Source organism: Pseudomonas rustica (assembly GCF_018336155.1).
Lineage (GTDB): Bacteria > Pseudomonadota > Gammaproteobacteria > Pseudomonadales > Pseudomonadaceae > Aquipseudomonas > Aquipseudomonas rustica.
The window spans coordinates 474,506-487,398 of sequence record NZ_JAGYHF010000002.1 but is presented as its reverse complement, the minus strand read 5'-3'; the positions used below and the strand labels follow the sequence as shown (position 1 = coordinate 487,398).

Sequence of the window (12,893 nt, the reverse complement as noted above, 5' to 3'; positions counted from 1 at the left end):
CATACGCCGAAGGGGCGGGGCATTGAAATATGCCCGGATCGCCGTGATCACTGGCCGTCGCGAAGCCAGCGGGCGAGTGTGCCTGCGCTAGCGTACTGGCGCAGTATCGCCTGATAGCCGTCGAAGCGATTGGTTATTTCGCTGACCTGATTGCCGTAGTGCTCGTTCTCTGCGCTGAGTACATCCAGAAGCGTGCGCTTGCCCAAGTGGTGCCATTGCAGGTAGAAGTCCTCGCGGATCTGGCCAGATTCCACGGCAAGATCGCGGTACAGCTCGGCTCGCTCCAATTGCGTGCGCGCATCGTTATCTGCGGTGCGGATGCGGAACTCCAGATCCCTGCGCTGCTGGTCGGTCTGATAGCGGCTGGCATCGGCTCTCTGCAATGCAGCACGCTCGGCCGCTCGGGTCGAGCCACCGCGAAAAGCGCCCCACGTCATGGTTAAATTGGTTTGCCAAGGCTGTTCGCGACCGATCGAGTCTTCTGCGGTGGATTTACTTACCACCCAGTTCAATTGTGGGAGCCCGCCGGCCCTGACGGCTTTGGCTTGCAGGTCGGCCGATTCCGCTTCGGCCGTCGCCTGCCGAATGGTTGGATGGGATTTGGCGTCTTCAAGCAACTGATCGAGATTGGCCAGGCGTAGGTTCCACTCTTTGGTACGCGGTATAGGTATCGGACGATCGCCCACCAGTTTGCGCAGTGTGATTTCGGCGTCTCGTGCTTTGGCGTCGGCGGCATCGCGCAATGCCTGGGCTTGAAGCAGTCGCGCCTTGGCTTGTGTGAGTTCGCTGTAACGGCCCTTGTCGACGGCAACAATGCCCGCGAGCATCTTCACCAGATCATCCATGCGGTCGGCAAATTGCTGGCTCAGGTCGACAATGATGCGTTGCTTGCCGAGTTCGACGAGTGTGGTGACGACCTCATAGCCAGTGGTTTCTTTTTCCGCTTCCAGGCTTTCGTTTGCCGCAACAGACAAGCGTTTCCGGCTATCGATCGAATTGCGGATGCGTCCCCAATCGTAAAGGGGAGTGGTCACCGCGAGGTTGATCCCGCCACTGCCGGATTCTTCATCCGAGCCTTTTCCGAATTTGATCGGTGAGGTCTGCGTGCCGACATCTACTTGCGGCCAGCGTTGGCCTTTGGCTTCGTCGACATCGGCGATGGCGGCTTCCTGTTCCGCTTTGGCGCGGAAGATCGTCGGGGCGCGATCAATCGCCGTTTCTACCGCACGGTTAAACACTTCGCGCAATTCTGCTTCGGAAGGGCCGAGCACGGTATTACCGGCGCCGCGGCGGGCAGCCATGCGCGGAGGTAAAGCCGCCAGCGCCAGTGCCGAAACGCTATGGGTTTGCTCGATGAGCGGATTTTGGCCGTTGGTCTTGGCCGCAGGTGTCGGGCGCGCTGGCGTTTCATTGACGGGCCGAGCCGGCGCAGTGGTCGCGACCGTCGGCGTCGCGGTGACAGATGAAAACGAAAGCAGTTGTTCTTTTTTGCGGCTGATGGCAGTTGCACTCGGCCTGGAGGCTTGTGAAGTGTCGACTGCCGCGCTCACCGGACGTTGAGACGACGCGGTGAACGTGGCCAGGCCGCTGTCCTTCGTTTGCATTGCAACTGCTGCCGTTTTAGCGGTTGCGGTGACAGAACCTGCTGTCGCGGAACGAACTTGAGCAACCGGCGCCGCTGCGGGGGCGAAAGACACCAGCGCACTGTCCTGATTCGATAAGGTTCTGCGCACAGGCGCAGGTGCGGGTTTAACCGATTCCTCGGGACGCGGTTGAGCGGAGAAGGTTGGCAGATCATCAGCCAGCGTCGCTTGAATGGAAACACCACTCAACAGGCAGATCGAGACCAGCCAGGCGGCAGGCGTTAGCGGAAAATGCGAGGTCAATGTGGATTTCACTTTATCGCTCCCGAAACGCTTCCCGTGCCTTGAGCACAGGTTTAAGCAGGTAATCGAGAATGGTTTTTTCGCCTGTGCGCACCTCGATGGATGCCACCATGCCGGGGATGATCGGCAATGACTGACCGCCCGCTTCCAGCGTGCTGCTGTCGGTCAGAACAGTGACGCGATAGTAGGTATCGTCAGGGCGTCCGGCAGCCGCTTTCTGATCGTCTTTGAGCGTGTCAGGGCTGATCAACTCGACAGTGCCTTTCAGTCCGCCGTAAATGGCATAGTCATAAGCGGTGATTTTCACCGTCGCAGGCAGCCCCGGCCGAAGAAAGGCAACGTCAGCAGGTCGGATTTTGCCTTCGACCAGCAACTGATCCTCCAGCGGTACGATTTCGAGGATCGGTTCACCGGGTTGTATGACCCCGCCGCGAGTGTTGACCCGTACGTTCTTCACGGTGCCCTTGACCGGCGCATTGATCGTCGTGCGATCAACCACGTCGGCGCGACCGACCAGGTTCTCGCTGGTCTGAGAAAGCTCAAGCTCAAACTTAGCCAGCTCCGAGTTGGCCTCGGCCTGATAGCGGTTAATGCGTTCGACGATCTGCGATTTGATTTCGTTGGCTGAACGACGCATGCGCAGGATTTCAACTTCGGACATCAATCCTTTGGCAGCCAGGGGTTCAGCCAACTGAATTTCCCGGGTCGAAAGGGCGTAGCTGCGCTGCAGACTGCTGATACTTTCATCCAGGGCGTTTTTACGAGCCTTGTAAGCTTGCTGCTCTTGATGAACCACTGCCGGGTCTGTCATGACCATCTCGTCAAACACCAACGGCTGCTGATACGCCTCGGCACGCAGACGGGTGATGCTGGCCTTGAGGCCAATCACCTTGGACAAGGTTTCACGGTAGCTGGCCTGGGCACGGGTCGGGTCAATCTTGAGTAGCGTCTGGCCTTTCTCGACGATGTCACCTTCGCGAACATTCATCTCGGCGAGGATGCCGCCCTCGAGACTTTGAATGACCTGTTCGCGGCTCTTGGAAATAATCTTTGCTTCACCAAGAGTGATTTCCTCAACGACGGCGAAATAAGCCCACATCAATCCACCTATCAAAACCGCGGCAATCAGCTGAAGCACCAAACGTGAGCCGGGCGTGGTCTGCGCCAGCAGTGATTCCTGCACATCGTTCATGAAGGCAGCGTCACCGGGCTGCAGCGGGGATGCGCTATCGCCTCGACTAAATAATTTCTTGAACATTACGAAGTCACCGCAGGAGTTACCGGGGATGGAAGTGGCTCAGACTGGGGGGCCAGACTCCCTTCTGTAGATTGGGTTTTGTAGCTACGCGTCGGTGGCACCGGGCGCGGTGGCCCGATCTTGCTGTTGGCTGCGGGATTGCCTGGGGCCTTCGGATTGGCTTTTTCCGTCTCCTTGGCAGCGTTAGCGCTGAGGGCCGCGAGAATGGTGTCCTTGGGGCCGTCAGCGGTGACCTTGCCGTCATCGACAATCACGATCCGGTCGACCAGCGACAGCAGTGAAGGCCGGTGCGTGACGACGACCAGGGTTTGGCCTTCGGTCGCGCGCTTGAGATGCTCCAGAAACTGCGTCTCGGTCTGTCCGTCCATGGCGCTGGTCGGTTCGTCCAGCAACAACAGGTTCGGCCGGGCCAGCAGGCTGCGTGCGAGCGAAACCAACTGACGCTGGCCGCCCGACAGACCCTCGCCCATCTCACCGATCGGCAGATTGATCCCTTTGGGATGACGGCCTGCAACATGGTCAAGTCCGGTCAGGCGCAGCACGCGCAGAAACTCTTCTGCCGTGGCTTCCGGCCGCCCCATCATGACGTTTTCACGTAGTGAGCCGTAAAACAGCCGGGCATCCTGACCGACGTATCCGACTGCTTGGCGCCAGTCCGCCGGGTCGATCTGATTCACGTCCAGTCCGTCGGTAAACATTTGTCCTTTTACAGGCAAATACAAACGAGCCATGACTCGCAACAGCGTGGATTTTCCGCTGCCGATCCGCCCGAGAATCGCGACTCTCTCTCCGGGTTTTATGACCAGGCTAATGCCTTGAAGCACGGGGGGATTGGGTTGCATGGGCGGGGCCGGGTAGGCGAAATCCACCGCCTTCAGAGTGATCTGGCCGCTCAGCGTAGGCTTGGGCAGGTACTCGCGTGTGACGTCGCGATCGACTGGCATTTCCATCAGGTTGTTCAGTGAACCCAGTGCCGCTTTCGCTTGTTGAAAACGCAACGCCAGTCCAACTACCTGGCTGAGCGGCGCTGTGGCACGACCCGCGAGCATGACCGTAGCGATCAGCGCACCCATGGTCAGATCGCCAGCGTCGATCAAATAAACGCCGATGACAATCAGCGCCACCGTCTGGATCTGCTGGAAGAACGCTACGGATCCGGAAGCCATGCTCGACAGTTCCCGTGACTTCATCGAGGTGCTGGCTGCCAGCGCACTGAAGGCTTCCCAGCGACGTTGCATATAGGCCTCGCCACCCACCGCTTTCAGTGTTTCCAGGCCCTCGATGGACTCGATCAACACGCCTTGCTTGAGCGATGACTCACGCAGGTTTTCTTTCATGGTGCGTGCCAGCGGCCATTGAATCACCACGCTGATGATCAGAATCAAGGGGATCAGCAGGAGTGGAACCCAGCCCAGCGGACCACCGACGGCAAAAATCACCCCGACGAACAACAAAACAAACGGCAAGTCGGAAATGGTGGCGAGCGTGGCTGAGGTCGCGAAATCGCGCACCGATTCAAACTCGCGCAGTTGGTTGGCGAATGAACCGGATGAAGCGGGTTTGTGTTCCATCTGAATTGAAAGAGCCTGCCTGAACAACAGGGTGCCCAACACCAGATCAGCTTTCTTTCCCGCCACGTCCAGTAAGTGCGCACGCACATAGCGGGCAATTGCTTCAAATACCATCGCGATCACCACCCCGATCGCCAGCGACCAAAGCGTGACAAACGCCTGGTTGGGGACAACCCGGTCATATACGTTCATGGTGAAAAAGATGCTGGCCAAGGCCAGAATGTTGATCAGCACAGCACCGATGGCGGCGCTGCGGTAGTAACGCCGGTAGCGCCACAACGTCGTGAGCAACCAGTGACCTGAGCCGTGCGGGGTTTCATCGCCCGCGCGCGAATCGACCTTTGCCTTGGGTTTCATCAGAATCGCAAAACCGGCATAGAGGTCATCCATGACCTTCTGATCAACTTCTACGGGATCAGGGCTGATTTCCGGCAACACCAGTTGATAGAGGCACGCGCGCTTTTCCTCACTGCCTGGATCGGGACGATAACCCTGCAAAATGCAGCCACCCTTGTCCTTGCGCAAAAGAATGATGGGCATCAACTGTTTGGGCAGTATGCGGATAGAGCGTTCGACCATCCCTGCTGTGAGCCCGGCATTGGCCAGGCTCTGCATGGCCAGGGAAGGCGTCAACAAGCCTACTTTAGGCAGCCCTGCCGCCAAAGCCTGGGGGGAACGCCCCAAATTGTAGTGGTCGCAGATCCAGGACACGCTTTGCATCAGCGTGTCCTGGATGTGTGTTTGAGGCGCAGGCATAGCCTGGACGTCCACGTCTGAATCAGCGGGCGCGCTTTGAGTAGCCATCAGATAGTCCTGGGCTGGGCCCGCTTGTGGCGAGCTGTGTCGGCGTATTTGAGTAAGGAAATCCCACAACTGATGCGGTATCTGTCCAGTGGGGTGTTCCTGAGCGATTAGGATAATTCTGACAACCGAGCGGACATGCGTGAACGAGACTTGTCCCAAAATCGCGGGGATCGGAGGTAGGCAAACCAGCGGTTATTCAGCCGCAGCAAAGCGACCCTAATGCTTCCAATTGCCTTAATTGATGACAGGGATAGCCATAAATTCTTAAATTTTCTTTCAGCTAACACTTAGGCTAAGGTGCATTTATAAAAAATATGTAGGAAATTTCCGAGCGTATTTTCGGCCTCATGGAGTATTCAGAATAATGAAATGGTCGGTGGTTTCACCTTTGCGGATCGCACTGCTTGATGATCACGCTTTGATTCGGGAAGGGCTGAAAATCCGCTTGTCGACTGAGTCGGATTTTAAAATTGTCGGGGTTCATTCCAGCAGTGCTGAACTGCAGGAGGCTTTGCGCACTGAATCAGCCGACCTTTTGATTCTGGACTATCAACTGAGTGACGGAGAGCTTGACGGTCTGAGATTGATTCAGCTTCTACGCAGTCATTACCCTGAAATGCGTATCTTGATTTTCTCTTCGCTTGAAAGGCCGGCCACGGTCAACATGGCGATTCGGGCTGGTGCCAACGGTTTTTTTGGAAAGTCCCAGCAAACCGAAGAGTTGGTGCGGGCTATTCGAATGGTGGCGCTGGATCGCTTGTATCTGTCTCCTGAAATGGCGGCTGATCTCGATACCACCCCCGCAGTTCAAGTTCTAGGAACCACTGATGGCGCTTCTGTTGCGGGGGGCGACGCATTGGTCGATTACCCGGCACTTTCGCCGAAAGAGCGAGAAGTGTTGCGTTGCTGTCTTGAAGGATTGTCAGTGTCTCAAATCGCGCTGAAATTCATGCGCAGTCGCAAAACGATCAGCGGCCAGAAGCAGGCTGCCTTGCGCAAGCTCAATGTGCGCACAGATACTGAATTGTTCAAATTGCATCTGGATCTCAGGGATTTGTGAAGGCGCTTCAGAACGCTGGCGGTCTGACTTCTCTATAAAAGATATGCTCGCCTATCCGGACGGTCTTCAGGATGTTGAGTCTCCAGACCGGTTTGACCCCATGGGCGTGAAAATGCGTTGCGCCATCCGTGATGTCTTCCACTTCGCCGCCTAGAACCTCATTGGCAATTCTTTGTGCTCTGTTCCAGGCGAGAGGTTCTTGCGGTAGCTTTCTGCTCTTTTGCGTCCAGGAAAACTGCCGCCGTTTGTACACGACCTCGCAAACTTTCGCGTTGTCCCAATTGGCGCGATTCATTGTCACCATCGCAACGGCGACCTGGCCTGAGTGAGGCTCGCCGCGCGACTCATGATAAATATTCATCGCAAGGCAAAGAAGCGCGCTATTTAGTGACATGGCAATTTACTGATAGTGGTGAGGAGGAGCCCTATGGTGCTTACAGCGACGAACAGTGGCTTTAAGATTTGTCCGGTTTTAACGTGTTAGCGGTCAGTGAGCCCGTTTCGCTTTGCCAGGTCATACAGATCTAGCAACGTGCTTGCATTTAATTTAAGCAATAGCCGCGTTTTATAGGTGCTGACAGTTTTGCTACTTAGGGACATGCGTTCGGCGATCGTTTTATTGCTTATGCCGCGTGCCAGTTGTTGCAAGACCATTAGCTCGCGAGCCGTCAGTGACTGCAGAAGTTCCTCTTCCTGATCAGGATCATCATGGCGACGAATGAGAGTGCAGGCGTGATCGGGCGAGTAACTGTAGCCACGCTTCACTGCTCTTAAAGCATTGATTAAGTCGCAAAGTTCTTGATGCTTGCTGACAAAGGCGTCAGCGCCGATTTGCATGCAGCGCAAAGCGATATGCTCTGATTCCTGGCCGGTCAGTACAATTATTTTAACGCGTGCGTCAAAGGACTTGAGGCGACTGATAACGGTCAATCCATCTATCCTGGGCAGACCGATGTCCAGAATAATAACGTCAGGAAGGAGATCTTGAGTGAGCGTCAGGGCTTTGACCCCATCGCCGGCTTCCCCGACAACTTCATAACCTTTTTCCTCCAGGATCAATCGAACCGACATGCGGACTGCAGGATGATCATCGGCGATAAGTACACGGTCGTTCATGGAGCATTCCGTTTTGTTTAGAGGCGAGAGACATTGGTTTTGCCCTGCTTGGTTAAGGTTGGCAATTTTTATATTTTTTTTAAGACATGTCTCAGAAGAGTGCCCCCGTTGAAAACGTTGGGCACTCCAGGTGCCGATCTCTAGGGCTGTGCTGTCGCACGAGTGTCAAACTTTTTGGCGAACAGCGCGCCCATGATTGCGCCAGCTATCGGAGCCAGCCAGAACAACCAGAGTTGGCTCATGTATGCAGCTCCGGCAAAAAGCGCAGGTCCAGTGCTGCGAGCAGGATTGACCGAGGTATTGGTAACCGGTATGGATATCAGATGGATGAGCGTTAAGGTCAGACCAATTGCCAGTGGTGCGAAGCCATGTACGGCACTGGGTGATGTCACTCGCATGATGATGAACAGAAAGAAAAAAGTGGCGATGAATTCAACAGCCAGGGCCGCTGACAAACTGAATTTGCCAGGGCTAAGGTCGCCGTATCCATTCGCTGCGAATCCGCCGACCTCAAACCCAGGCTTTCCACTGGCGATGAAATACAGCGCGGCGGCAGCGGTAATGGCGCCGATTACTTGTGCAAAAACATAAGGGACGACATCTTTTACGTCTACCCGATTACCAGCCCACAAACCTATCGTAACGGCGGGATTGAAATGCCCGCCGGAGATGGATCCCACTGCGTACGCCATCGTAAGTACAGTTAATCCGAAGGCCAATGCGACCCCCGCGAAACCAATTCCCAGCTCAGGAAATGCAGCTGCAAGTATGGCGCTCCCGCAACCGCCAAAAGTTAGCCAGAAGGTGCCCAGAAATTCTACCGCCAGTCTTTTCCTCACGTTCAGATCCTGTGTGATATGGGTGGAGTAACGTCGTCCGATTTGAATATATCGGTGGTCGGGGTTTGTTTGAATGTGATGATTTTAACGTTACCCAATCAGTCGTTAATTGATCCATGAGAATTGTCTTGTTTATAGCTTTTTTCGTCAGTTGGTGAAGTCTTTATTTAAGACAGTGCTTATGTATTTGGACGGTGGCGTTTCCTACCCTGTGCACTCGTTAAACAGTGTTGATGGTTGTTGCATGAGACGATATATACTCAGTTTTTATTTAAGCTTGGCTCTGATGGGCGGATCGCCAATGGCGCTCGGCGAAAAGCGCGATCGCATTTCAGTGCCCGTTGGCTTGAGCACGATTTCTATCAATGCAGAACTGTCGCCAACAAATAGAATTGTCGACCGTGCCCATGAGCTAATTGGCACGCGTTATCGCTGGGGTGGCAGTAATGTTCGAGAGGGTTTTGATTGCAGTGGCTTGTTGGTTTATTTATTTAAAACAGAGGCGGGTATACAACTGCCAAGAACCACTGCGTCAATGTTCAATAGTTTGGGACAAGTTGTGCCGCGTAAACAACTGAAACCTGGGGATGCAGTGTTCTTCAAGCATGATAGACGGCGGCCTGTTAGCCATGTAGGCGTGTACATTGGGGGCGGCCGATTTATTCACGCGCCCAGTCGAGGAAAAGTCATGCGAATTGATTTACTTGAGAGTGATTACTGGAATAAGCGTTATCTTGCTGCCAAGCGTTTTCATGAATTTTCAGCAAATGAGTTTTATTGACCAGGTTTGCATGTCCTTTTAATCGAGCATCCCGGTCTGGACTCGCGTAGGCAGATCGCAACCTTTGGCGCTCTGTACCTGTCCGAGAACCCCGGCCCAGACCGATGGTTGGCTGCTGTGTGACGGCGATCGACGCTGAAAACGGATTTTGTCGAATTTCAGCCAAAAAAAAAGACGTCCGAGGACGTCTTTTTTTTTGAGTTGGTGGGCCGGGGTAATTTGAACTGATAGCGCAAGCTGTTGAATATTAAACAAATTATCGGTTCGATTTTTTTGTTGGAATGCTATTTGGAATGCCAATTGAATTTGCTTGGTACCTTAGAACGTCTTGATGGAGTGCTATTGCTACATCGCCCTTTAGGTATTAACCAGTGATCTTGGGCTCATCATCTCACGCTTCGCTGCGAAGACGCCGACTGCCTCCTGGATCTCGCGCATCCACTTTTCTGCGAGTGCATTTAATGCAGCTTCTCCGTCGGGGGGGCAGTTCAGGCAGCTCTTCTTCTATAGATACCTTCCCGCGTGCTAGCTGTTTCAGGTAGTGACTCAGATGCTTTTGGGTTATTCAGCCCGGATATGGCTCGATATTGGGATCGTGTAGCGCGGTGCCGGGGATGCCCGTTTGAGGCGCGTGGACTTCACTTGTCCTGGTGCGTGCTTTCTTCCTGGCGAGCTTATCTTTAATGGCTAGATCTAGCATACGGCGGCTGTGAGCGATCTCCTCGGCCGTTGCTATATCGGGGACCTGGCCAACCATTTCGATGTGGTGCGTGGAAGCTGGCATGGTCGGGTTTGTGGCAGGCATCGGCGCAGGGCTGTATGTAGAGGCGCTGGCAGCCGCGTTAACTGACTCTCTGGGCTCCAAGCTAGCTTTCTGGTCAGGGTGGATGCTCTCTGCCGAGGAGGCAAGGTATCTGACCGACTCAGCGTCGCTTCCTGACAGGTGTCGGCGGCCCGGAAATGTGTTGCTGGCGGCTTTGGCGGGGATTGGCTGTGGCGGCCTTTGCTTTTTCTCTCTGGCCTGGTGGGCTTTGTAAGCCTTATCAATTAGTGCTTCCAGTAAGGCTGTCACGTTCTTTTTCTGGCCATCGGCAATTTTTTTCAGGTTGGCTTTTGTTGTTGTCTTCAGCGTAAAGGTACATGTCTGAATGCTGTCGTTGGTGTCCTTGCGCCTTTTTTGGCGCCAAGCTTCCTTCATCAGTTTCAGCACTTCACGTCCTTTGGCATCTAGCTCCATCCCATTCCCGATTTCTTGTATTTCTTCATCCCTTATGAAGCTTCTGGGTCCCTTGCTGTCGGGCAAATAGTCCCTTGCCCACAGGTAGTTCACGGCCCATTGCCGTTGCTTCCTGTCTTCCGGGTCCAGCCACTCCAAGCCTGGTGTTCTTCTACGTCCCATAGGTGTTCCTCAATTACTCATCTGTGCTCATCGTAGTGATGAGTCACTAAAGATTTAATTGATTACTTAATACCGTTATTTGATAACGCAATCAATAACGGTATTAAGTAATGTTAACTACAATGATAGGATAGAATTACGATATAAAATAGGAGAATGGCTCGTGATTTTGAGTCTGTTACGCTACCCGATGGGGGATATTGGGGCTGAAGTCCGGCTGTTCATGGCCTCATTTGTGATGCGCTTTGGGGGAGCCGGACCAGTTCAGTTGACGGTGCTGGAGCTGGCAGAGCGCCTGAGGATGCCTCCGCGTGTGGTCATGCAGGCGGTGTCCAAGTTATCGACGGCGGAGGCATATCTCGTCGTCAAAAAAATATCGGTGGGTAGGGGGCGCCCCTCTCGGAGTTTTGAGGTTTCACCTTCGATTCTGGCCTTCCTGGGTGAGTACCCTGGGGTCAGTTGCCCGTCTGTCTGTGAGCAGATCATCAAGAACCTTCTATCTATTCAGTGTGAGCGGGGGGAAGAGCAAAACAGTGATGGCTGTCGGAGTAACGCGATTGGGTTCAAACGGCCTCCCGTCAGGGAAAAAAACAATCTACCAAGTGTCAGCAATAGGTGGTTGTTGGCCGTGCTGGTCAGTCATGCGGATGGGCTTGGTGTTGTTCGAGGTCTGGGGATGTCAACGCTTCGCCAACTGACCGGTATGGCGGAGGCCAAATTGAAATCTCAGCTACGGCGGCTCGTCGAGCTGGGACTCATCCGAAGCTATGTGCCTGGTGTTTCTAGCGCGGTGTTTACGGACGCTAAGGTCAGTTCGATCTACTTCCTCAACCTGAACCATCCATTTCTTGGACTGCAGAGTGATGGATGTGCCGTCTTGGTGCTTCATGGGCTTGGCGTTAATCGCAGGGAAGCAGTGTGTGCAATTGCACATCCGGTCGTAGAACACTATTTTCAGCAGCTCAAAGCAGAGGTGTTTAATCTTCTTTACTTACGGCTAGAAGGGTATGTGTCATTCCTTCTTACCAGTCACTGGAGTGGGCTTAGGCGTCCGGTGTGCCCTGATCTAACCCAAGCGCTGCAGAATATGGTTTCTTCTGATTTTCAGAGGCCAGACGGTAACTCTGCGGGTGGTATGAAAATCAGTAAGTCCAATTGGGCTGTTGTGATCGAGCATTTTTGTTGGTGGGTGCTTGAGCGTGCTAAAGGTATTAAAGGCTTGCTTGTGCGCATGCCTTCGGGTGTTTCTTGTGGCGCGCCTATCGCGCTTATTCCTGCCCCTGATCAAGCCGATGACACTAAGGTCACAACGCTCTTAATGGAGCATGCTCCTGTGCCTGGAGTCAGTTGCCTGGTTATCAATTACATCTCCCCGCGTGTTTGTGAGCTACACGGGAGGGAGTCTGAGCTGACAACTGAAGATCGCTACCGCTTTGGCTTGTTGACTCGGCCAAAAGCCTCGGGCGGAGGTGATTTTTAACTACCCCTGCCAATCCTCTGGACCATTAGAGGATGCCCACCATCATGAAAATCATGCGCCTGAAAGATGTCATCGACTCGACCGGCCTAGCCCGGTCGACCATCTACAAATACATCACGGAAGGCACCTTCCCCAAACCGGTGTCACTGGGCGACCGCTGCGTCGGCTGGGTCGACAGCGAGGTGCACGATTGGATCTTGGCAAGGATCGAGGAGCGTGATCTGGCAGAGGGCACTGCAGTGCGGTCCACCGGCCACCTGAGTATGGCCAGCTAAAAACCAGCATAAGCGCCATGACCGGCTATGGCTGGTCATGGCGCTTATGCTGGTTAGGGCGGTATTCCCCATCGGACGTCCCCGGTACCAAGCAATGCTGCTCCTCATTGCTCGGTTCGTTGGGAGGTCGGGTTGATGGCTGTACTAAGGTCGTAGATCGATGGTTTATCTCCGGAGTAAATACTCTAGAGAAGTTCACGGCGTGGCAGTGAAAAAACATCCCCCGATCACGGTGTAGCCGAGAGCGTCAATTGTGGTACGGGTATTATGCTTTTACTAGCACTTACTACCCGTAGGGTTCGCAGGGTTGCTGAGGTATGAACTGCAAGCACGGACCTCAGGGTATCCAGTCGAGGGAGTCAGGTGCCAGTACGAGGTAACGGTTAAAAATTACATATGATCCAGACGGTTATGAAACTCACCA

General features: G+C 54.2%; 11 protein-coding genes. 4 read left to right on the top strand and 7 right to left on the bottom strand.

Going from position 1 to position 12,893, the window contains the following annotated elements:
* Positions 1-47: 47 nt before the first annotated feature.
* The 3 genes from KFS80_RS05375 to KFS80_RS05365 form a co-directional block, all read right to left on the bottom strand.
* Positions 48-1,898, bottom strand: coding sequence for a TolC family protein (locus KFS80_RS05375; protein ID WP_338109585.1), 1,851 nt, complete (start codon positions 1,896-1,898; stop codon positions 48-50).
* 1 nt (position 1,899) lies between these two features.
* Positions 1,900-3,078 (bottom strand): HlyD family type I secretion periplasmic adaptor subunit, encoded by a 1,179-nt coding sequence (locus KFS80_RS05370; RefSeq protein WP_338109584.1) that lies wholly within the window; start codon positions 3,076-3,078, stop codon positions 1,900-1,902.
* A gap of 65 nt (positions 3,079-3,143) precedes the next feature.
* Complete coding sequence (locus tag KFS80_RS05365) at positions 3,144-5,519, bottom strand: type I secretion system permease/ATPase (protein WP_212544156.1); 2,376 nt, start codon at positions 5,517-5,519, stop codon at positions 3,144-3,146.
* A gap of 364 nt (positions 5,520-5,883) precedes the next feature.
* On the opposite strand from KFS80_RS05365, the gene KFS80_RS05360 reads away from it, so the two are divergent.
* Complete coding sequence (locus tag KFS80_RS05360) at positions 5,884-6,579, top strand: response regulator transcription factor (protein ID WP_212544155.1); 696 nt, start codon at positions 5,884-5,886, stop codon at positions 6,577-6,579.
* Between the two features lie 7 nt (positions 6,580-6,586).
* On the opposite strand, the gene KFS80_RS05355 is transcribed toward KFS80_RS05360, so the two are convergent.
* From KFS80_RS05355 to aqpZ, 3 genes are all read right to left on the bottom strand, one after another.
* Complete coding sequence (locus tag KFS80_RS05355; RefSeq protein ID WP_159812879.1) at positions 6,587-6,973, bottom strand: cell wall hydrolase; 387 nt, start codon at positions 6,971-6,973, stop codon at positions 6,587-6,589.
* 86 nt (positions 6,974-7,059) lie between these two features.
* Positions 7,060-7,695 (bottom strand): response regulator transcription factor, encoded by a 636-nt coding sequence (locus KFS80_RS05350; protein WP_212544154.1) that lies wholly within the window; start codon positions 7,693-7,695, stop codon positions 7,060-7,062.
* A gap of 140 nt (positions 7,696-7,835) precedes the next feature.
* A complete protein-coding gene (aqpZ, locus tag KFS80_RS05345; RefSeq protein ID WP_212544153.1) occupies positions 7,836-8,534 on the bottom strand; it encodes an aquaporin Z in 699 nt (232 codons plus the stop codon).
* A gap of 244 nt (positions 8,535-8,778) precedes the next feature.
* On the opposite strand from aqpZ, the gene KFS80_RS05340 reads away from it, so the two are divergent.
* The gene (locus KFS80_RS05340; protein WP_212544152.1) at positions 8,779-9,315 is read left to right on the top strand and encodes a C40 family peptidase; all 537 of its coding nucleotides are present in this window, start codon (positions 8,779-8,781) and stop codon (positions 9,313-9,315) included.
* Positions 9,316-9,880: 565 nt separating this feature from the next.
* Here the strand turns inward: KFS80_RS05340 and KFS80_RS05335 are convergent.
* Positions 9,881-10,714 (bottom strand): hypothetical protein, encoded by an 834-nt coding sequence (locus KFS80_RS05335; protein ID WP_212544151.1) that lies wholly within the window; start codon positions 10,712-10,714, stop codon positions 9,881-9,883.
* 163 nt (positions 10,715-10,877) lie between these two features.
* Between KFS80_RS05335 and KFS80_RS05330 the strand changes: the two genes are divergently transcribed.
* Positions 10,878-12,194 (top strand): hypothetical protein, encoded by a 1,317-nt coding sequence (locus tag KFS80_RS05330; protein WP_125970737.1) that lies wholly within the window; start codon positions 10,878-10,880, stop codon positions 12,192-12,194.
* Between the two features lie 44 nt (positions 12,195-12,238).
* Positions 12,239-12,469 carry a helix-turn-helix transcriptional regulator gene (locus KFS80_RS05325; protein ID WP_125970979.1) on the top strand — a complete coding sequence of 77 codons (231 nt, stop codon included), beginning with the start codon at positions 12,239-12,241 and terminating at the stop codon, positions 12,467-12,469.
* Positions 12,470-12,893: the final 424 nt, after the last annotated feature.